Source organism: Psychroflexus sp. MBR-150 (assembly GCF_053628795.1).
Genome location: NZ_JBRJHB010000008.1, coordinates 106,101 through 128,481 on the forward strand (window position 1 = coordinate 106,101; position 22,381 = coordinate 128,481).

General features: G+C 32.8%; 17 protein-coding genes. 11 read left to right on the plus strand and 6 right to left on the minus strand.

Annotation, left to right across the window (positions count from 1 at the left end):
• The first annotated feature begins 64 nt into the window (after nucleotides 1-64).
• A complete protein-coding gene (locus ACSSV5_RS06530; protein WP_454245243.1) occupies nucleotides 65-1,021 on the plus strand; it encodes a transketolase family protein in 957 nt (318 codons plus the stop codon).
• Between the two features lie 115 nt (nucleotides 1,022-1,136).
• Here the strand turns inward: ACSSV5_RS06530 and ACSSV5_RS06535 are convergent, their stop codons facing one another.
• The 3 genes from ACSSV5_RS06535 to dnaN form a co-directional block, all read right to left on the minus strand.
• Nucleotides 1,137-1,664 carry an IS1096 element passenger TnpR family protein gene (locus ACSSV5_RS06535; RefSeq protein ID WP_211066088.1) on the minus strand — a complete coding sequence of 176 codons (528 nt, stop codon included), beginning with the start codon at nucleotides 1,662-1,664 and terminating at the stop codon, nucleotides 1,137-1,139.
• Nucleotides 1,661-2,689 (minus strand): COX15/CtaA family protein, encoded by a 1,029-nt coding sequence (locus ACSSV5_RS06540; RefSeq protein WP_211066089.1) that lies wholly within the window; start codon nucleotides 2,687-2,689, stop codon nucleotides 1,661-1,663. The genes ACSSV5_RS06535 and ACSSV5_RS06540 overlap by 4 nt, the downstream gene beginning before the upstream one ends.
• 89 nt (nucleotides 2,690-2,778) lie before the next feature.
• Nucleotides 2,779-3,897 carry a DNA polymerase III subunit beta gene (gene dnaN, locus ACSSV5_RS06545; RefSeq protein WP_211066090.1) on the minus strand — a complete coding sequence of 373 codons (1,119 nt, stop codon included), beginning with the start codon at nucleotides 3,895-3,897 and terminating at the stop codon, nucleotides 2,779-2,781.
• 88 nt (nucleotides 3,898-3,985) lie between these two features.
• Between dnaN and ACSSV5_RS06550 the strand changes: the two genes are divergently transcribed.
• Both ACSSV5_RS06550 and priA read left to right on the plus strand, forming a co-directional pair.
• The gene (locus ACSSV5_RS06550; protein WP_454245244.1) at nucleotides 3,986-6,928 is read left to right on the plus strand and encodes a S8 family serine peptidase; all 2,943 of its coding nucleotides are present in this window, start codon (nucleotides 3,986-3,988) and stop codon (nucleotides 6,926-6,928) included.
• 28 nt (nucleotides 6,929-6,956) lie between these two features.
• Nucleotides 6,957-9,410 (plus strand): replication restart helicase PriA, encoded by a 2,454-nt coding sequence (priA, locus tag ACSSV5_RS06555; protein ID WP_454245245.1) that lies wholly within the window; start codon nucleotides 6,957-6,959, stop codon nucleotides 9,408-9,410.
• Between the two features lie 53 nt (nucleotides 9,411-9,463).
• Here priA and ACSSV5_RS06560 read toward each other — a convergent pair whose 3' ends face one another.
• Nucleotides 9,464-10,045: a T9SS type A sorting domain-containing protein gene (locus tag ACSSV5_RS06560; RefSeq protein WP_454245246.1), complete on the minus strand. Its 582-nt coding sequence runs from the start codon at nucleotides 10,043-10,045 to the stop codon at nucleotides 9,464-9,466.
• Nucleotides 10,046-10,234: 189 nt separating this feature from the next.
• On the opposite strand from ACSSV5_RS06560, the gene ACSSV5_RS06565 reads away from it, so the two are divergent.
• On the plus strand, nucleotides 10,235-11,107 hold the full coding sequence (locus ACSSV5_RS06565) for an AraC family transcriptional regulator (protein WP_454245247.1): 873 nt from the start codon (nucleotides 10,235-10,237) through the stop codon (nucleotides 11,105-11,107).
• A 72-nt stretch (nucleotides 11,108-11,179) separates the two neighbouring features.
• On the opposite strand, the gene ACSSV5_RS06570 is transcribed toward ACSSV5_RS06565, so the two are convergent.
• On the minus strand, nucleotides 11,180-11,608 hold the full coding sequence (locus ACSSV5_RS06570; protein WP_454245248.1) for a thiol-disulfide oxidoreductase DCC family protein: 429 nt from the start codon (nucleotides 11,606-11,608) through the stop codon (nucleotides 11,180-11,182).
• The gene (locus ACSSV5_RS06575; protein ID WP_454245249.1) at nucleotides 11,605-13,773 is read right to left on the minus strand and encodes an endonuclease MutS2; all 2,169 of its coding nucleotides are present in this window, start codon (nucleotides 13,771-13,773) and stop codon (nucleotides 11,605-11,607) included. The genes ACSSV5_RS06570 and ACSSV5_RS06575 overlap by 4 nt, the downstream gene beginning before the upstream one ends.
• Before the next feature lie 42 nt (nucleotides 13,774-13,815).
• Here ACSSV5_RS06575 and ung point away from each other — a divergent pair, with 42 nt between their 5' ends.
• The 7 genes from ung to ACSSV5_RS06610 all read left to right on the plus strand — a co-directional run bounded on the left by ung (nucleotide 13,816) and on the right by ACSSV5_RS06610 (nucleotide 22,300).
• On the plus strand, nucleotides 13,816-14,481 hold the full coding sequence (gene ung, locus ACSSV5_RS06580; RefSeq protein WP_454245250.1) for a uracil-DNA glycosylase: 666 nt from the start codon (nucleotides 13,816-13,818) through the stop codon (nucleotides 14,479-14,481).
• A gap of 78 nt (nucleotides 14,482-14,559) precedes the next feature.
• A protein-coding gene (gene prfB / locus ACSSV5_RS06585; RefSeq protein WP_211066099.1) for a peptide chain release factor 2 occupies nucleotides 14,560-15,667 on the plus strand; the annotation gives its coding sequence in 2 pieces (ribosomal slippage) (nucleotides 14,560-14,622 and nucleotides 14,624-15,667; 1,107 coding nt in all).
• Between the two features lie 215 nt (nucleotides 15,668-15,882).
• Nucleotides 15,883-16,719, plus strand: coding sequence for an SAM hydrolase/SAM-dependent halogenase family protein (locus ACSSV5_RS06590; RefSeq protein ID WP_454245251.1), 837 nt, complete (start codon nucleotides 15,883-15,885; stop codon nucleotides 16,717-16,719).
• Nucleotides 16,712-17,008, plus strand: a complete 297-nt coding sequence (locus ACSSV5_RS06595) for a putative quinol monooxygenase (RefSeq protein WP_454245252.1) — start codon at nucleotides 16,712-16,714, stop codon at nucleotides 17,006-17,008. The genes ACSSV5_RS06590 and ACSSV5_RS06595 overlap by 8 nt, the downstream gene beginning before the upstream one ends.
• Before the next feature lie 6 nt (nucleotides 17,009-17,014).
• On the plus strand, nucleotides 17,015-17,746 hold the full coding sequence (gene gldF / locus ACSSV5_RS06600; RefSeq protein WP_454245253.1) for a gliding motility-associated ABC transporter permease subunit GldF: 732 nt from the start codon (nucleotides 17,015-17,017) through the stop codon (nucleotides 17,744-17,746).
• Between the two features lies 1 nt (nucleotide 17,747).
• The gene (gene gldG / locus ACSSV5_RS06605; protein WP_454245254.1) at nucleotides 17,748-19,406 is read left to right on the plus strand and encodes a gliding motility-associated ABC transporter substrate-binding protein GldG; all 1,659 of its coding nucleotides are present in this window, start codon (nucleotides 17,748-17,750) and stop codon (nucleotides 19,404-19,406) included.
• A complete protein-coding gene (locus ACSSV5_RS06610) occupies nucleotides 19,403-22,300 on the plus strand; it encodes an FAD-binding and (Fe-S)-binding domain-containing protein (protein WP_454245255.1) in 2,898 nt (965 codons plus the stop codon). The genes gldG and ACSSV5_RS06610 overlap by 4 nt, the downstream gene beginning before the upstream one ends.
• Nucleotides 22,301-22,381: the final 81 nt, after the last annotated feature.

Here is a 22,381-nt window from a genome sequence, read left to right on the forward strand (position 1 = left end):
GTTAAAAATAAATATTAATAAAAAAATTAAATAGCCTTTCCTTAGGAAGGGTTTGGATAGGCCTATGAAAACATACAAAAATACAGGAAGTATAGACACACGGTCTGGCTTTGGTGCCGGTTTAGAAGAATTAGGTAACAGCAATCCCAATGTTGTAGCACTTTGTGCTGACTTAACAGGCTCATTAAAAATGAATGCTTTTAAAGACCAACATCCCGAACGTTTTTTTCAAATCGGAATCGCTGAAGCCAATATGATGGGGATTGCCGCAGGAATGACTATTGGTGGTAAAATTCCATTCACAGGAACATTTGCCAACTTTTCAACAGGTCGTGTTTATGACCAAATCCGTCAAAGCATTGCCTATTCAGGTAAAAATGTAAAAATATGTGCTTCACATGCGGGCTTAACTCTTGGAGAAGATGGAGCTACTCATCAAATTCTGGAAGATCTTGGCTTGATGAAAATGTTGCCTGGTATGACGGTGATTAATACATGTGATTTCAACCAAACTAAAGCCGCTACCATTGCCATAGCAGAACATCAAGGACCAGTTTATTTGCGGTTTGGACGTCCAAAAGTGGCTAATTTTACGCCTGAAAATCAATCTTTTGAAATTGGGAAAGCGGTAAAATTACAAGATGGCAAAGACGTTACAATTGTTGCAACTGGGCATTTGGTTTGGGAAGCTTTAGAAGCGGCAAAAACACTCAATGAGCAAGGTATTTCTGCTGAAGTAATCAACATTCACACCATCAAGCCTTTAGATGAAGAGGCTATTGTGACTTCTACTAAAAAAACAGGATGTATTGTAACAGCTGAAGAGCATAATTTTCTCGGCGGTCTGGGCGAAAGTGTTGCTCGAACTTTGGCACAACATCAGCCAACGCCACAAGAATTTGTCGCTACTCAAGATACGTTTGGCGAAAGTGGCACACCAGCACAATTGATGGAAAAATATGGTTTGAATGCCAAAGCTATTGTTGAGAAAGCAAAGAAAGTGATAAATAGAATATACTGATTAACAGTGTATTAATTTATGAACTGGTGACTGTTTTTTTATCGCTGATGCATTGATATTTATGAAACTAAATTTATATTTTTCAAAATTTAGAATTCAAAATGCTTAATTCATCTTAATTCCAACGTTCATCAAAATCTAAATCGTCAAAATTGTCGAGGTCTAAATCATCGTTTTCAAGCTCATCGCTAAATTCATCGCTAAATTGATCAAACAAATCGGCTTCAAACTTTTTTTCAGGTGGATTTTCAGGCAATTGCCCTTGTGCAAACAGCAAATCAGGATAATTTCGACTTGATTCGGGTTCGGTGATGTCTGCTAATTCCACATAAAACGTCCACATATTTAAAAAATCGTAAACGTAAATCAATTTGGTTTGCTTTTCAGATAAAATATCTTCTAAATGGGTTTCGCTCATCATTTTAAGATTGGCTTGACCTTCACTCATATCTTCTAAAGCAATTTCTTCGCCTTGATTCCAATCTTCATCAGCTTTGTAAAACGAAGCGATTTCTTGACCTTCAAAACCAAAAGCTTGAATAATTGCAAAATGCAAGTCTTCAAACGTATCGGTCTTTCTAATAGCGATATCTCTAAAAACATCGTCTAAAACATCAAGCGTAACTCTAAATTTATAAATCATATCGTTTGAATTTTTTTTGAGTTTTTATGTATTTTAACGAAGATATAAAATTGTAAACTAAACATCAACGTTGCAATGACCAAATGAAAGGGTTGCGTTAGAAAAGGAAAGTCAAAATAATACATCAATATACCTGTTAAAATTTCAATACCAATAACAGTTAATAAACCATTGGTAAGTTTGTCTAAATTGTAACTATATTTTCTATTCATAAACCAAATCAACACATTGACCAACAAGACTACAATTGAAAACGTGCGATGAATGTAGAATTTTATATCAGGATTGTTTAACCACAATTCTTTTTGTTCGTATCCTACAGATTTAACGGTTTCATCAACAAATTGGCGGACTTGAGTGCCTAAACCAATTTGTATTAATGATAAAATCAAACTAAAAATGACAAGAAATTTAAAGTTAGAACTGGTTTTAATTTGATCATTTTCAGATTTAGAAATATGAATGATATACAAAAGCAACGCAACTATTGTTAAAGCTACTATCATATGAATGGTTATTCTTGCAGGGAGCAAATTAGAATACACTACAGTAGCACCGAGCCAAGCTTGAAACAACAACAAGACTAAAGTGATAAAAGACCACAAAATGAGTTTCGGTTTTGATTTTCGCAACCAAAAAGAGCTGATAAACATCAGTAATACAAAAACACCCGACAAAGCCCCAAAAAGTCGATTAATATATTCTATCCAAGTATGCCAAACATTAAATTTGGCATAGTCGTGTTTGTTGTAGTTGTTCCAATTATTTTGATTAAAATTTTGATTTGAAGAAAACTTGTTTTTTGCCACTTTTAAGCTTTCATTGACGATAATGACTTGTCCTTTAAAATAGTTGTGTTGTGGTTTCCACTCAAGTTGTTCCCGTTCAGTAGGAGGGATGTAATATCCAAAACATTTAGGCCAATCTGGGCAACCCATACCGCTTCCTGTCATTCTAACTACAGCACCTGCTATAATGACAAGGTAGATAGCAATAAGAGAAATTTTAGCAAATCTTCTAAACATATTTGCAAAGATAAACTAAGCGAATTAAAGCTTTTGATAGAAAGCCTTTGATTTCAATAAAAATTAACGTAGTTGAAATTGTTGAGAAACTAATTGCCTAACATCACGGGCATAACCAACATGGTGACTTCTTCGCCATCTTCAAGACCATCCACAGGTGTAAGAATTCCAGCTCTGTTTGGCATACTCATGGCCAATTGCACTTCTTGTGAAGTGAGATTACTAAGCATTTCAATTAAAAAGCGTGAATTGAAACCGATTTCCATGTCATCTCCATTATACTGACAATCAAGACGTTCTTCGCCCGAATTTGAATAATCAACATCTTGAGCAGATATTTTTAATTCAGCACCATTTAGTTTTAGTTTGATTTGATGTGTAGTTTTATTAGCAAAAATAGAAATACGTTTCACAGTATTTAAAAATTGATTGCGGTCTATGATAAGTTTATTTGGGTTTTCATAAGGAATAACCGCTTCGTAATTTGGATATTTACCATCAATCAATCGACAGTTAAGTTCAAAATCTTCAAAAGAAAATTTGGCATTAGTTTCATTGTATTCAATATGAACATCTTCTTCGCTACCACTTAGTATTGATTTTAAAAGATTAAGTGGTTTTTTGGGCATAATAAACTCAGCTTCTTTTTCACTTTGAATATCGCTTCTGGTATATTTGACCAGTTTATGGGCGTCAGTTCCTACAAATCTCGCATCATTTTCTAAAAACTGAAAAAAAACACCGTTCATCACAGGTCTTAAACTATCGTTTCCAGTTGCAAAAATGGTTCTATTGATTGCTGTTGCTAAGGTGTCAGCTATTATTGTTGAAGTGATAGCATCTTCAACTTCCACATCATTTGGAAAGTCATCTGGTTTGACATAAGCCAGCCCAAATTTACCACCTTGATATCTAATTTCAACTGTATTATTTTCTTGAACTTTGAAGTTTAAGGGTTGTTCTGGAAATGTTTGTAAAGTATCTAATAATATTTTTGCAGGAACCGCAAAATCAATTTTAGACTCAGATTCAACGTTTAATACTACTGAAATGGTTGTTTCAAGGTCTGAAGCAGATACTTTTAGAATATTATGGTCAAGCTCAAACAAAAAATTGTCAAGAATGGCTAAAGTATTTGAATTGTTGATAATACCACCCAAAACTTGAAGTTTTTGAGACATATAATGACTAGATACGATGAAATTCATATTTTTAACTTTTTTAAAAAAAACAAATATATTTTAAATATTGCTAAATTGATTAGTTTTACATCACATTTATAAAAAAAGAAATTTTATGTTGCGTAGGAATAGCTTTTGTGTCTTGTTAATTTTAATTGTTTTTACCCAAAACAATTTCGCTCAATCCATAGAACAGAGAAAAAAAATCACTGCTGATTATAATATTGAGCAATTAAAAACCTTGTCTCAATTTTTTTCTGATTATTATAAAACTGAAAAGCGTAAAGCTATTAAATATGCTCAAGAGAATAACATTCCTATAGTTATACCTGAAAAAAATGGTGGTGTATCAATTTTACAACGGGTTTTGGATGATGGGACTTTAATTTACACAACAACTTACAATGCTGGTGCGGCGATTACTATTAATACAAATCAAGTTTATGCTGGTGGCATAAAAGGACTTTCACTTGACGGAAGCGGTATCAATTTTGGGATGTGGGACGGTGGAGCAGTAAGAGATTCTCATCAAGAACTAGTTGGTAGAGTTGTTCAGATTGACAACCCTAGTAGCTTAAGCAGCCATGCCACACATGTTTCTGGTACTATGATTGCATCTGGTGTAAATCCAAGTGCAAAAGGAATGTCTTTTGCTGCTAACTTAACTGCCTATGATTTTGATAATGATTTATCTGAAATGACTAACGAAGCTGCGAACGGCATGTTAGTCTCTAATCATTCTTATGGTATAAATCCAGCATCAATACCCGAAACATTATTTGGAGCTTACATTTCTTCAACAGCAGATATTGATCAATTGGTTTTTAATGCACCAAATTATTTGCCTGTTTTTGCTGCAGGTAATAGCAGAAACGTTCCACCATCTCAAGGCGGACCTTATAATCCATCAAAAAATGGATTTGATTTAATCAGTGGTAAAAATTTAGCTAAAAACATTCTTTCAGTTGCAAATGTCTTGGAAGTTAACAACTACGTTGATGCTTCAAGTGTAGTCATGTCTAGCACGAGTAGTTGGGGACCAACTGATGATGGTAGAATTAAACCTGATATATCGGCTAAAGGAACAAATACTTTCTCTTGCGTAGCAAATACCGACAGCAGTTATGCTTTTTTTTCAGGAACATCTATGGCAACGCCTAGTGTTAGTGGAAGTTTAGGTTTACTGCATCAGCACTATAACAATGTGTATGGCAGTTTTTTAAATGCAGCTTCAATGAAAGCTATAGTTTTACATACAGCAAGAGAAGCAGGTGATGCTCCTGGACCTGATTATAAATTTGGCTGGGGTTTGATGGATACAGGAGCATCAGCGGATGTGATTACCAATAAAAATTTTACCAGTATAATTGAAGAAAATACACTCAATCAAGGAGATACTTACACTAAAACCGTAGATGCTGTGGGCATCAATCAACCATTAGTAGCAACAATAGCATGGACAGATCCCGCTGGTACAGTTTCTGATTTGCTTGTTGTTGACAGTACGATTCCAAAATTAGTTAATGATTTAGATATCAAAATCACAGCTCCAGATGGTTCAACTCAGTATTTTCCTTGGACGCTTGATGTGGCATCTCCAGATTCTCCAGCTACTACAGGCAATAATATTGTTGATAACGTTGAAAAAATTGAAATAGACGATGCAATAGGTCAATATACCATAGAAATATCACATAAAGGGACTTTACAAAATCTTTCACAAGACTATTCTCTCATTGTAACAGGAATAGCTGAGTCTCAATTTGCTATTCAAACTGACTCGCCTAACCTTACATTTTGTGCAGATCAAACAGCTATTTTTGATTTAGATGTAAACTCTATTAGTTCTTTCACTGGAAATATTAATTTAATCGTCAGTGGTTTACCATCAAGTTTATCGGCATCATTGTCGCCATCAACAATCAATAATGAAGGAACATCTACTTTAAGCATTGATAATTTGGCTTCAGTTTCACCAGGTGATTATCCTTTTTCAGTTACAGCATATTCTGGAATTGAAACATTTAGTTTTGACTTAAATCTCACAATAGAGTCAGCAACATCTTTACCTAATTTGACAATAAATAGTCCAAATAATAATCAACTTAGTGTTTTATCACCTGTTTTAGATTGGAATTCTATTCCAGAAGCTAATACTTATGAGGTTCAGCTTTCATCGACTTCAAATTTTGATAGTTTACTTTTTAGTATGATAACTCAAGATTCACAGGTTGAAGCTCCTGAATTAGAAGCTAATCAGACTTATTTTTGGAGGGTAAATCCTATCAATAATTGTGTGACAGGCAATTTTGCTACAAGTTCTTTTACAACTAAAACTTTAGAATGTTTGCCCTTGACCACTTCAACAGACACTCCTGTTACTATAATAAGTTCTGGTCCTAATAGCGTTCAATCTGTAGTTAATATTTCAGGTGTTTCTCCTACCAAATTTATTGAAGACGTTAATGTAACTTTTGAACTCACTCATACTTGGTTGGCTGATATTGAGGTTACTCTAACTAGTCCTGATGGAACTACAATTACGCTTTTAGACCAACCTTGTGACGACTTAGATGATGTTGATGTAATTTTTGATGATAAAGGTCTTGCTCAAACTTGCAACGATCTTTTGCCACCCGCTTTAATAGGTTCGATTAAAGCCGAAGAAAAGCTATCATCATTTGTTGGTGAAAACATCAATGGGGATTGGATTTTAACAGTTAATGATATGTTTTCAGGTGATGGCGGTAGTATAGATAGTTTTGGTGTTGAATTGTGCTATGAAGAAACATTATCTGTTGATGATAACGTGATTTCTGATTTTAAAATATTTCCAAACCCGAGTCAAGGTCAAGTAAACATTAGCCTAAATCAAAGCTTAAACCAAGATCTAAACCTTGAAGTATTTGATTTAAACGGTAGAAGTTTAAAAACTTTTGAAGTTAATCCTTCTGTTAACCAATTCAGAATTGATTTAAGTGATTTAAGCTCAGGGATTTATTTTGTCAGTTTAAAAACTCAAAACTCAAAAGCAGTAAAGAAGCTAATATTGAAATAACACATAAAAAGACCTTTTAAGTAATGATATGAGCTACTATGCTGATGTAATTTTACCTTTAAACATTCAAAATTTACTCACCTATAGTCTTAGTGAGCAGATTCATCAACAGTGCCAAATTGGTTCTAGAGTTGCTGTTCCTTTGGGTAAAAATAAGCTCCATACTGCTGTTGTTGTAAATATTCACACTAACAAACCTTTGCATTATGAAGCAAAACCTGTAAAAGAAGTTTTAGATCATTTCCCTATTATAACAATCAACCAACTGAAACTGTTCAAATGGGTTAAAAATTATTACTTATCGTCTTTTGGTCTGATATTAAAAGCTTGTTTACCAAGTGCTTTGTTGATACAAAGTGAGACTTTGCTTCAGCTCAACGAAGAGGTTAATTATTTAGAACAGGATTTGTCTGATGATGAATTTCTACTTATAGATGCTATCGAAAAGCAGACGCAAATCAAAATGAGTGATGCTCAAAAAATTTTAGGAAAGACTTCAGGCTTAAAAGTTGTTAATCAATTGATAAGTCAAAATTTAATTCACATAGACCGTCGTGTAAAACGTCAATACAAGCCAAAACTCAAAACCTATATCAGAATAGCCGAAAAGTACAAGTCTTCAGAAAATTTAAAACAATTGTTAGATGATTTAGGAAGAGCAGAAAAACAAAAAGAAGTGGTTTTACACTATTTTAAATTAAACGCTAAATCTAATAAACCGCTTTCTAAAAAAGATTTTAAATCTCAAATTGATGTCAGTGATTCCGTTTTAAAAGCTCTAATTGATAAAGCTGTTTTAGAAGAATATAGCGTTCAAGAAGATCGTATCAAAAATAACCAAAACACTGTGGCTAATAAACTTTCTTTGTCATCAGCACAAGAAAAAGTATATCAAGCCATAAAATCACATTTCAAAACAGGTGATGTGGTGTTGTTTAAAGGTGTAACTTCATCAGGCAAAACAGAAATTTATCTCAAACTGATAGAAGAACTTTTAAAACAACAACAACAAATTTTGTATTTGCTACCAGAAATCGCTTTAACCACTCAACTCATACAACGCATTAAAAATCAATTTGGTAAGCAGGTTTTGGTCTATCACAGTAAATATTCAACCAACGAACGCGTAGAGATTTATAAACACGTTTTAAGTGCAGATTCAGGTCAAATCATAGTTGGGACGCGTTCTTCTATTTTTCTACCATTTCAAGATTTAAAATTGATTATAGTTGATGAATCTCATGAAAATAGCTATAAACAATTTGATCCATCACCGCGATATCACGCACGAGACACCGCTGTAGTTTTAGGTCAAATTCATCAGGCTAAAGTTTTAATGGGTTCTGCAACACCAAGTTTAGAGAGTTTTTACAATGTCAACACAGGAAAATTCAAATATGTTGAGCTCAACAAACGCTTTGGCGACGTCAAACCGCCAGTGATTAAAACCATTGATTTAAAAGACAAATACAAGCGAAAAAAAATGAAAGGTCATTTTTCTGATGAGCTTGTAGAACGCATAAAAGAGACTCTAAGCCGAGGAAAACAAGTTATTGTTTTTCAAAACCGCAGAGGTTATTCACCAGTCATCGAGTGCTTGACTTGCGGTCATTCGCCACAGTGTCCGCATTGTGATGTGAGTTTGACGCTTCACAAAGCCAATAACACTTTAAGATGTCACTATTGTGGTTATAGAATGGCGGTTCAAAACAAATGTTTGTCCTGTGGAAGTCAAGATATTACAGCCATGGGATTTGGCACAGAACAAATTGAGCACGAAGCCAAAGATTTGTTCCCAAAAGCCAAAATCAAACGGATGGATTTGGACACCACAAGAGGTAAATACGACTTTGAAAAATTGATTGCAGGATTTGAAAATTTAGAAATTGATATTCTCATCGGTACGCAAATGCTAACCAAAGGGTTGGATTTTAGACACGTAGATTTGGTAGCTGTGATGCATGCTGATGGGTTGTTTAACTTCCCGAATTTTAGAGCCTTCGAAAAAAGTTATCAATTGCTAACCCAAGTGGCTGGACGTGCTGGACGAACTAAAGAACAAGGCGAAGTTTTGATTCAAACCTTTCAACCTCAACACCGTGTGATTCAAGATGTGATTTCTGAAAACTACGCCAATCTCTACAAGCAGGAAATGGAACAGCGCTTTGATTTTCATTATCCACCATATTACAGGATGATAAAATTGACTTTCAAATCAAAAGATTACAATCGTCTCAACGAAGCAGCTGACTGGTTGGCGGTTTATTTAAAACAAATCTTCAATAAGCATGTTTTAGGGCCTGAATTTCCTGGTATAGCAAGAATACGCAATCAATATATCAAACATATTATCATAAAAATACCGCCTGAACAATCTTTGAGCAAAACCAAAGCTTATTTGCTTAAAGGCATTGAGCGTTATGATACAATATCAAAATTTAGAAGTGTGCGTTTAAATATTGACGTTGACCCTTATACATAAAAAAAAGCTGCCCAATTTGAGCAGCTCTTTCAAAACTAAACCTAACACAATTACTATTGAATGCTTATCAATTTTGTGAATGATTCTTTACCACATTTCACTTGAACACTATAATCACCTTTTGGCAATCTTGCAGTGTTGAAAGTTTTTTTCACAAACATTTCATTTTTGGTTTTAATTTCTGTTAGCTCAAAACCTTTTTCGTCTGTAATGCTCATGCTTACGTTTTTAAGTTGTGGATTTGTGAGACCTACACTTAAATAGTCACCGTTTTGATTAATCATTGGCTTAAAGCTTACTTGATTAAAATTAGAAGTAACTATTATGTCATCTCCTTTCTTCAAAATCACGGCAGTATTGATTTTACTGTCGTTTTCATATTCTACAAAATACTTACCATTAGGAAGTGTAGAAAGCTTAAGGGTCCTTACATATTTATCTTTATTAATTTTTTCAAAGAATAACATTGTCCCTTTTTCGTCAAAAATTCTGATGCTTTCTTCGCCTGTTGTTTTGTTAGCTTCGATAATCACTTCAGAATTACCATTAGTTCTAATCTGAATGTCAGAAATCGCAAATACTTGAACAGAAAGTAAAATTGCAACGGCTGTAATTAATTGTTTCATAGTTTTCATAACATTTGTTTTTAAATTACAATACAAATATAGGGGCAGAATTAGCTTTTAGCTTCATCAAAAATAACCATTATTGATGCTATATTAACATTTTTAGCTATTTAACATTTATTTAAAATTAATATATTATTATTTTATGTCATATTTCAATATTTATATTAATTTAGCATCACATAAAGTTAATATAGTATGAGTTTGATTAAACCAGAATTTGAAAAAATAGAATCTCCTTTTGGAAGTTCAATAGTTTATAGGCAATTTTCAAAGCACGTAGAAAACGTCAAACCTTTTTGGCATTATCATCCTGAATTGGAAATTGTATATGTCAATGGCGGTACAGGTCGAAGGCAAATAGGAAGTCACATTTCTTATTATAGAAATGGCGATTTAATATTTATTGGTTCTAATTTGCCACACTGTGGTTTAACGGACAAATTGACTAACAATAAGCGGGAAACCGTGTTGCAAATGTCGCCAGATTTACTAAGTCAAGCATTTTTTGACATTCCTGAAATGTCTTTTATGTCGGGACTTTTAGAGCGTGCAAAAAGAGGTTTAGTGTTTCACGGCGAGTCAAAACGCAACATCGGTCAGATGATAGAAGATATGAATGATATGAATTATTTTGAACGCATTGTGGCCTTGTTCAAAGTTTTTAAAGCTATGGATGAAGCTGAAAATTATACCATTCTCAATGTTGAAGAGTTTACTTTAGAAACTTCTACTAAAGAAAGCGAAAAAATCAATATGATATTTAATTATGTCAAAGAACATTACACCCAAAACATCAGTCTTGAGGAAATTGCCGACATTGCCAGTATGACGGTGCCTGCCTTTTGTCGGTATTTTAAAAAAAGAACCCGAAAAACATTTACAGAATTTGTCAATGAATACCGAATTGCTCACGCGGCTAAACTTTTGCACGAAAAACAAATGAGTATCTCTGAAGTTTGTTACGATAGTGGATTTAATAACCTATCGCATTTCAACAAGCTCTTTAAAGCTTTTTTTGGAAAAACACCATCGGTTTATCGTGAGGAACTCAAATTTTTAGTAACTTAACTTGAGTTCGAGGGTCGAGCAAAAAGTTTGCGGAGTAAGATGATTTTTTTTTGGTAATCAAAATATTATAATTCAAACTTCCAGAAACTTGTCTTGTTCTTCAGGCTTGGGCATCGGGCAAGTTTCTTTTTTGCCGAACCATTTGTAGCGATTGTGAGCGATAAAGTCGTAAAAAAAATCTCTAAACCCACGAGGTAAATAGACAAAAACAGAAAGAATAGGGTAGAAAGAGTTTAAATTTTTAGCAATTTCAAGAGCTGCATTAGATTTGATATAATAAGCTTCACCAGGCTGAATTAGGATGATAGAATCTATTTTTTGGGTATCAATACCTCGAGATTTAGTAAGTGATTGTCCGAGTTGAGATTGTAATGAGGCAAACCGATACAAATCCTTTTTGTCGTGTTTTATGATAAATCGAACGGAGTTGTTACAAAAATTGCAAACCCCATCAAATAAAACAATGTGTTTTCCTTTAGGTAATTCAGGGTCTTTGTTCATTTTGCAGATTTTACCAGTTCTAATAAATCAGGTTCAACAGAAGTTGTAAAGATACCATAATTCACAATAGCTTTGTTTTTTTCAAAGCGATCTATCGTTCCAACAGCCTTACCGTCGTGCATTCTTACGCTGTCACCTACGTGCAATTTTGGTTTTGGTTTGGGTGGTTTTTGAGCTTCTTTTTGTTTTTCTTTTTTCTTTTTTTCACGAATGTTACCTATGTGCTTGAGCATTTCTTTTTCAGCTTTTGCTTTTTCTCTTTTGTTTTGTAAACGCTCTTTTTTGTTGAATTTTTTACGTTTGGCGTTTTCTTTTTCAATTAAGGATAAAAATTCACTGATGAGTTTTTTCTTATTTTTATGGCTAAAATAGCGTTCACTCATATTATTGAGTTTTTGCCCGAGATTAATCATTTTTTGATTGTTGTCGTACAAGGTTTGAAACTGCTCAAGTTTTTTTTGTAATTTTTCATTTATTGCATCTAAACGTTTTTGCTCTTGGTCTGCTTGTTCAGCTTTTGAAGAAAATTTTGTCTTGGTTTGATTCAGTTCTCTTCGTTCTTGCTGAAGCTTGGCAATACTTTTGTCAAAGCGTAATTTGCCACGTTCTACTTTTTTCTTAGACCGATTGATTAGGCTATAAGGAATACCATTTTTTTGAGCCACTTCAAAGGTAAACGAACTGCCAGCTTCTCCTGTTTTTAGTTTAAATATAGGTTGTAACTTTTGGCTGTCAAACATCATATTGGCGTTGGTTATGCCATCGGTTTCGGTTGCCATCTTTTTTAAGTTAGCATAATGCGTGGTGATGATGCCATAAGCTCCTTTTTCGTAAAAGACTTCCAAAAAAGTTTCAGCCAAAGCACCGCCGAGCTCAGGGTCAGTTCCAGTGCCAAACTCATCGATGAGAAATAGGGTTTTGTCATTACATATTTTGAGAAACCTACACATATTTTTTAGCCGATAGCTGTAGGTGCTCAGTTGGTTTTCTATGCTTTGATTGTCGCCAATATCGGTTATAATATTATCAAAGAAGCAAACTTGACTGTATTCGTGAACAGGAATCAAAATGCCACTTTGAAGCATTAATTGAAGTAAACCAACAGTTTTGAGTGTGATACTTTTTCCACCAGCATTTGGACCAGAAATGATTACAATTTTTTGCTCGTCATTTAGTTTGATATCTTGTGGATAAGTTTTTTTATTAGTTTGTTGATTAGATATCAATAGCAAAGGATGATAAGCATCTTTTAAAAACATAGATTTTTCATCTGAAATTTTAGGCATAATACCATTTATCTCATCAGCATATCGTTTTTTAGCATAAACTAAATCTAAATCACTCAAGACTTCTGTGTATTGTTTAAGCAGGTTTTTAAAAGGTCTTATTTTTTCGGTAAGTTGTTTTAAAATTCTATTTTTTTCTTGTGCCTCATCAGCTATCAAACTCAATAGTTTTCTGGTATGTATATCAGTTGATTCAGGCTGGATATAAACAATGCTACCTGTTTTTGATTGCCCTAAAACTTTGCCATTTACTTTTCGTCTATACATGGCTTTAACAGCTAATGTGCGAATGTTTTCAACCAAACTTTCTTTAATATCAGCTAAGTAACCCTGAGATTGGTATTGGCTTAAAGCTTTTGTAAAGCTGGATCCGATTTTGCTTCTATTGACCTGAATTTCTTGTCGAATTATAGACAAGTTTTCGCTAGCGTTATCTTTAATTTCGCCAAAACGATTTATAATAGCATTTACTTCATCTATTATTGTTGTGGTGTAATATATTTTTGAAAATTTATGATAGAGTTGAGGGTAAGTGTCCTGATATTTTTTAAAGTAATCAATTAAATCATTAGTGGTATTTGAAATATTTTTGAATTTTATAAAAGAATCTTCTTCTAAAATGCTACCTTCAAGAGATAGGCGTTTTAGTCCAGTTGATATATCATCAAAACCATGTTTAGGAATGCTTTTGTCTTCATATTGCGAGGCTTGATATTCTGTAACTTCTTGAAGTGCATTAATAATTTTTTTTGGGGTCTTAAAAGGTTTTAAATTGCGTGCTTTATGTTTTCCTAATTCGGTAACACAAAAATTTTTAATTTGCAAACAAACCTCTTTAAATTCAAGATCGTCTAAGGTTTTTGATGAAATTTGAGACATAAATGTTTTCAGCTTCTTAATTTTACAAAAATACATATAAAGATGAAGGTTAATATTGAAACCCATTGGAAAAAAATATTAAAAGATGAATTCCAAAAGCCTTATTTTCAAAATTTAGTTGAGTTTGTTAAAGATGAATATCAACAATACATTTGTTACCCTAAAGGTAAAGATATTTTTAAGGCTTTTGAATTATGCCCTTTTCCAAAGGTGAAAGTTGTGATTTTAGGACAAGATCCTTACCATGGTCCAGGTCAAGCTCATGGGCTTTGTTTTTCTGTACCTGATGGTGTAAGTAAACCACCATCGTTAGAAAATATTTTTAAATCCATACAACAAGATTTAGGAAAAGAGATTCCCAATAGCGGTGATTTGTCATCTTGGGCCAAACAAGGGGTTTTGTTGTTGAATGCAACCTTGACGGTTCGAGCTCATCAAGCAGGAAGCCATCAAAACAAAGGTTGGGAAAGCTTTACTAATACAGTAATTTCAAAACTGTCTGAAAATCATGAAAATTTAGTCTTTATGCTTTGGGGCGGTTTTGCAAAGAGAAAATCTACATTAATCGACAAACAGAAACATTTGGTTTTGACTTCAGGGCATCCATCGCCTTTAAGTGCTAATAGAGGCTATTGGTTTGGTCATAAGCACTTTAGCGAAGCCAATAATTATTTGTTAGAAAACAATAAGTCGGCCATAGAGTGGTAGTGATAAAATATAGCTTTAAATTGCAAATTTTGGTTTGTGTTTGCCTTGTTAATACTTATTTTTGTTAAAAAACTACATATGTCTTACCAAGAAAAAATAAGCGATTTAAAAAAAAGACTAACGGCCTTAAACCAATATCTTTGACTTAGATCAAAAAAAAATTGAAATAGCTAACAAAGAAGAAAAAACCCTGACGCCAGGGTTTTGGGATAACCCACAAGAAGCTCAATCATTAATGCAAGAAATCAACGAGCTAAAGTCTTGGGTTGATGGCTACAACAACATCAAACAAAATATAGAAGAGCTTGAAGTTTTAGTAGAGCTTTACAACGATGGCGATGCTTCAGAAAAAGATATTGATAAGCAATACCAAAACATAAAATCTAGTTTAGAAGCCTTAGAATTTAAAAATATGCTTTCTGGAGAAAGCGATAAACTCACAGCTGTTTTGCAAATAACTGCTGGAGCAGGCGGTACCGAAAGTTGTGATTGGGCTGAAATGCTTATGCGAATGTATATGCGTTGGGCAGAAAGAAAAGGCTATAAGCTTAAAGAATTAAACTATCAAGAAGGTGATGTTGCTGGCGTAAAAACAGTAACTATAGAAATTGAAGGTCAATATGCTTTTGGTTGGTTGAAAGGAGAAAATGGCGTACACAGATTAGTAAGAATTTCACCATTTGATAGCAATGCCAAACGCCATACTTCATTTGCTTCTGTGTATGTTTATCCACTTATAGACAAAAGCATCAATATTGAAATTAATCCAGCCGATATAAGTTGGGATTTTGCAAGATCTAGTGGAGCTGGTGGTCAGAACGTCAATAAAGTTGAAACTAAAGCTATTTTAACCCATCATCCAACAGGTATTGTGGTTACCAATTCAGAAACGCGCTCGCAATTAGAAAATCGAGAAAAAGCTATGCAAATGTTGAAGTCTCAACTCTATGAAATTGAAATTCAAAAACAACAAGCAGAACGAAAAGAAATAGAATCAGACAAAAAATCTATTGAATGGGGTTCACAAATTAGAAATTATGTCATGCATCCATACAAACTGGTCAAAGACGTAAGAACTAACCACGAAACCGCAAATGTAGATCGGGTTTTAGATGGTGAAATTGATGACTTTTTAAAATCTTATTTAATGATGACAGGACAACCAAAAGAAAAAGACACCTTATAAATCATGTGTAAAGTGATATAAAAAATGAATGTTTAATGAACTGATTAGATCAGAGACTATATAGAAAATTAATAGCTGATTTTTAGTTTTAAATTTGGGTATTTAAGACCATTGAAATTATGTATATTTGAATTTGATTTTAAAAGTATAAGTTTTAATATTTGAATCGTTTTTCAGAAGTATCAATACAATTATTCTAAATTTTCAATTCTTAAATGCCTATCATAACACTAACTACAGATTTTGGATTAAAAGATCACTCCGTAGCCGCTGTTAAAGGTGCTTTGTATTCAGAAATAGAAGATACTGTTGTTATAGATATTTCACATCAAATTTCTCCGTTTAATATTATAGAAGCAGCTTATATCATTAAAAATGCCTACCATAATTTTCCAGAAGGAAGTATTCATATCATAGGTGTTGATGCCGAATTGACGCCAGAAAATAAACACATAGCCGTATATTTAGACAATCATTATTTCATTTGTGCCAACAATGGTATAGTTTCCTTAATCACTTCTGAAATCAAGCCAGATAAAATAGTTGAAATCAATATTCACAAAACTTTAGATACCAGCTTTACAGTTTTAGATATTTTTGTAAAAGTAGCAGGACATATTTTAAGAGGTGGTAAATTAGAAATTATTGGTAAGCCAATAGAAACTTTAAAACAAATAAAATATATAGAACCACAAATTAATGCTCTTGAAAATCAGCTTATCGGTCATGTTGTTTATATTGATAATTTTGGGAATGTTATTACTAATATTAAAAAGACTTTCTTTGAACCTTTAGTTAAAGGTCGTAAATTTGTTATAAGCGTTAGGCATGTTGAATTTAAAGAAATTTATGAAACCTATAGCGATGCTATAAATTTTGATTTACCACCCCAAAAAAGAGGTGACTCAGGAAAAAAAATAGCCATATTTAACGCTTCGGGATATTTAGAGTTAGCTATTTATAAAAGCAATCCTCATCGAACAGGTGGGGCATCATCTCTGCTTGGACTTGATATGATGGATACTATAACAATAAACTTTTATGATGATTAAACGAATTGTAAAACTAGAATTTGAAACAAAATATATAGAAGAATTCCAACGTTTTTTTGAGGAAAATAAAACTAAAATTCGAAATTTTGAGGGTTGCGAACATTTAGAATTATGGCAAGATATCAATGATAAATCTAGGTTTATGACCTATAGTTATTGGCAATCTGAAAACGACTTGAACCAATACAGGCATTCAGATTTGTTCAAAAATGTTTGGCCTAAAACCAAAGCGATGTTTGCAAAAAAACCACAAGCTTGGAGTGTAAACACAATTGTGAAATTAAATTAAACAGAAATGTTTGCAATTTTAAAAAAAGAGTTCTTTAGTTTTTTTAGCTCAATCTTGGGCATTTTAGTCATATTAGTTTTTTTAATTGTTAGCGGTTTAACTTTGTGGGTTTTTGATACACCTTATAATATTTATAATGCTGCTTATGCCGATTTGACTTTGTTTTTTGAGTTGGTACCGTGGGTGTTTTTGTTTTTAATTCCAGGTATTTGTATGAAGAGTTTTTCAGAAGAACAACGCCAAGGCACTTTAGAATTATTACTTACAAAACCTGTGAGCATCAATCAGCTAATTTTTGGAAAATATTTAGGAGCTTTGGCTTTAAGCATAATCGCAATTATACCGACATTGATTTATATACTGAGTATTTACAACCTCTCTAAAACTCCTGAAAATATTGATTTTGGTGCTATTGTCGCTTCATACTTTGGTTTGTTTCTTTTAATCAAGGTTTACACAGCCATAGGTATTTTTTCTTCTACATTAAGTCATAACCAATTAGTGGCTTTTATAGTGGCTGTAGTGATATGTCTTTTTGTTTACTATGGGTTTTATGCCTTATCAAGTTCTGGAATTTTTGGGGTTGATATTTTTATTTTTGAATATTTAAGCCTAAAGTTTCATTATAAATCTATGATGCGAGGCGTCTTAGATACCAGAGATATATTTTACTTCTTGTCGATGTGGTTGTTTTTTATGATACTCACTCAATGGCGTTTAAAAACTTTAAAAATATAAGATGAATATATTTTTCAAACGCTTTATCATTTATATCCTTTTGTTGATAGTTTTCAACCTGATTTCTTATCATATCTATCAGCGTTTCGATTTTACTTCAGATCAACGCTTTACACTTTCAGATGTGAGTCTTAATTATATAGATAAAATAGATAAACCATTGAATATCACAGTGTTTCTGAAAGGTGAAATGAGTGGAGAATTTAAAAGACTGCAACGCGAAACTCAATATATTTTAGAAGAATTTAATATTAAAAACCCTCTCATCAAATTTAAACTTGTCAATCCAGTTGGAGAAAACGATGATCCACAGCAAGTTGGTAACACTTTTTATCAAAATGGAATGATGCCAGAAAACCTGAGTGTCATGAAAAAAGGAAAATTGACAAAAACCATAATTTTTCCTTGGGCAATTGTCAAATATAACCATAAACAAATGCCTGTTCATTTGCTTAACAAGACTTTGAATGCCAGTGTAGAAGATATGATTACTGCTTCAATACAAAACTTAGAATATGCATTTACGGATGCAATACTGAAACTAAGTAGAAAGCGAAGTAAAAAAATTGCGGTTATCAGAAGCAAAGGCGAATTAGAAGATAGATATCTAACCGATTTTTTAACTGAAGTTAATGATTATTATTTAATAGCACCTTTTTCTCTCGATTCTGTTCAAAAGCATCCTGGCAAAGTCTTAAAACAGTTAAATTCATTTGACGCTATTATTGAAGCTAAACCCACTAAACCATTCACAGAGAAAGAAATCTATGTGTTAGATCAATACATCATGCAAGGTGGCAGTGCGTTATGGATGACAGAAACCGTTAATATTGAAAAAGATAGTTTGAAGAAATCCAGTTCGGCAATTGCGTTACCTAGAGATTTAAACTTATTAAATTTATTTTTTAGATATGGTGTGAGATTAAATTATGAAATCATTAATGATGTATTTTCTGCACCGATATATCTCTCAACAGGAGAAGCCGAAAATACACAACTAAATCCTTACCCATGGTTTTATGAACCTCTTGTAGAACCTAAAATTAAACACCCTATTGTCAGCAATTTAAATGCTGTAAAATTTGAATTTGCTAATAGTATTGATACATTAAAAAACGATATCAAAAAAACGGTTTTACTTCAAAGCTCTAGACTCTCAAAAAGCGAAGGAACACCGAGAGAAGTTAGTCTTGATCAAATTAATATTAAACCCCAACCTGAAATGTATCCCGTTGGTAATTTCCCCTTAGCCGTTTTGCTTGAAGGTAAATTTACTTCAGTTTTTAAAAACCGTATTGCTCCATTTGATTATAAAAATCATAAAGATACAGGTATATTTACTCGTCAAATTATAATATCTGATGGCGATATTGCCAAAAATGAAATACAAAGAGGAAAACCTTTAAGCTTAGGTTTTGATCGTTTTACGGGAGAAACTTATGGCAATAAACGGTTTTTGATAAACGCACTAAACTATATGTTAGGTGATAAAGATTTGGTTCTTTTAAGAAATAAAAAAATCAATATCCCTAGTTTAGATGCCACAAAAATACAAGCCAATGGCGTGTACTGGCAAGGTTTGAATATTGGCATTGGTATAATTTTAATCCTTGTTTTTGGACTTGGCATTTTGTGGTATAGAAAAGCAAAATTGCGATGAATTTTAAACATTTAAAAAACAACTTTTCAGGTCAACTCTTTGATGATAATTTGCATAGAAGCATATATTCTACAGATGCTTCTGTCTATCAGGAAAAACCAAAATTAGTAGCTTGCCCAAAAAATGAAGCAGATTTAAAACAGCTCATTCAATATGCCACTGATCACAAATTATCACTTGTTTCGCGTGCTGCAGGTACTTCACTAGCTGGACAGTGTATAAGTTCAGATATTGTTGTTGATATCGGTAGATATTTTAATAAAATTATAAATATCAATGTCAACCAAAAAACAGCCCTTTTGCAACCTGGAGTGATCCTTGATGACTTTAATATGCATATCAAAAAACATGAGTTGTTTTTTGGACCAAACACATCAACATCAAATCGATGTATGATAGGAGGGATGGTAGGCAATAACTCTTCTGGAACAACTTCTATAAAATATGGCGTAACCCGAGATAAAGTCATTTCTTTAAAATGTATATTATCTGATGCCAAAACTGTAGAGTTTAAACCTCTCAATTACAAAATTTGTTTAAAAAAGTCAAAACAAAATGATGTTGAAGGCAAAATTTATAAAGATATACTAAACTTTCTAAAAGATAAAGATTACCAAAAACACATTTTAAAATACTTTCCAAAACCTGAAATACACAGAAGAAATACAGGTTATGCCATTGACGAATTAGTTAAATATTATAACCAAACAGGTTATATCAACCTTTCAAAATTGATTTGTGGTAGCGAAGGGACTTTGTGTTTTATTACTGAAATTAAAATTCAATTAGACTCTTTACCACCGCAACACAGCTCGATGATTGCTGCACACTTTCATTCTGTTGATGATTGTCTAAAGGCGGTTTCTGTAACAATGCAGCACGATTTATTTACTTGTGAAATGATGGATGATACCATCATGGATTGCACCAAGAATCACTCAGAATTTAAACACTATAGATTTTTCCTCACAGCTAATCCCAAAGCCATTTTATTTTTAGAAATCAGATCTAATGATAAGCAAAACTTAGAAAAACAAACATCAAATCTCTTAGATGATTTAAAACAAAACACATCAAGTTATGCTTTTCCAGTGCTTAAAGATGAAGAAATTAAAAAGGCGTTTAAGTTACGAAAAGCAGGTTTAGGTTTATTAGGCAGTATGATAGGTGACAAAAAAACAGTTGCCTGCATAGAAGATACAGCGGTAGCACTTAAAGATTTACAGCCTTACATCAAAGAGTTTTCAGGTTTGATGAAAAAATACAATCAAAAACCTGTTTATTATGCTCACGCAGGTGCTGGAGAGCTACATCTCAGACCAATTTTGAATTTAAAAGATAAAAAAGATGTTGAAGATTTTAAATCCATAACTCACGATGTTGCTATACTTGTAAAATCTTACAAAGGTTCTTTAAGCGGCGAACACGGCGATGGCATTGTTCGTTCAGATTTTATAAAATTGATGCTTGGTGAAGAGTGCTATAAATTTTTAACTCAATTGAAATTTAGCTTTGACCCTCATCAGATTTTTAATGCTGATAAAATTATCAAAACCTCTCACAACTTTAGCATTGACAAAAAATTACGTTACCAATCCAAAGGTGTTTTGCACAAGAGTTTTTTGAATTTTAATGCAGAAAAAAGTCTATTACATGCCACTGAAAATTGCAATGGCAGTGGCGATTGTAGAAAAACAGAATTGTCGTCTGGAGGAATGTGTCCAAGTTATCACGCTACAAAAAACGAAAAAGACACCACAAGAGCCAGAGCCAATGCTTTAAGACAGTATCTTACTGATCCCAAAACCTTATCAGATCAAGCTATTAAAGAGGTTTTTGATTTATGTATTTCTTGTAAAGCTTGCAAACGCGAATGCCCAAGTAATGTTGATGCTGCAAGTTTTAAAGCAGAATGGACTTACCAGTATTACAAAACCCATAAAAGACCTATTAGAGATAAATTGATTGGCTTTAATGATTCAATCAATAAACTGTTGCAACCTGGAGCTGGTGTTTATAATTATTTTGTGCAACATAAGTTTTGGTCAAAAACCCTTAAAAAACCTTTAGGGTTTCATCAAAACAGAAGTTTGCCACAACTTTCTCAGCAACTTTTTTTCAATTATTTAAAAAAGAATAAAGTAGAATCAAAATCTAAGACACCTAAAATACAAACCATCTATTTATTTGTTGACGAATTTACAAATCGATTAGAAAGTGAAACAGGTAGAGATGCAGTAGAACTTTTAACTCAACTTGGTTACGAGGTTAAATATTTAAAGAATAAACCCAGCGGAAGGGCTTTGATTTCAAAAGGATTTTTAAAGCAAGCTAAAGTTTTGGCAGAATACAATATCGATTTATATAAAGATATTATAAATGAACAAACTCCCTTACTCGGCATTGAACCTTCAGCTATTTTAGGATTTAGAGATGATTATTTGAGATTGGTTGATGACATAAAAGCTGCAGAAAAATTATCTAAAAATGTATTCTTGGTTGAAGAATTTTTGAGTCAAGAAATACAACGAGGTCATATTTCATCAAATCAATTTTCAGAAGAATCTTGCGAAGTCAAACTTCATATCCATTGCCATCAAAAAGCACTTTCAAATTCAAAAATCACTTTTGATGCAATTAATATTGTTAAGAATGCTAAAGTAAGCATCATTCCTTCTGGCTGTTGTGGTATGGCAGGTGGTTTTGGGTTTGAAAAAGAACATTACAATATCAGTATGAAAATTGGAGAACTCATTCTTTTACCAGCGGTAAGAAACTCTAAACCCCAAACTTATATTCTGGCAAATGGTACCAGTTGCCGTCATCAAATAAAAGATGGAAGCCCAAAACGAGCTATGCATCCTGTGAGTTTTTTAAGACAGATGTTGAAGTGAAAAAAAAAATCCTAAGTTTTGAGCTTAGGATTTTTGATATGATTTAAAAAATTTTAAGCTTTATTTTCTTCGTTCTCTTCC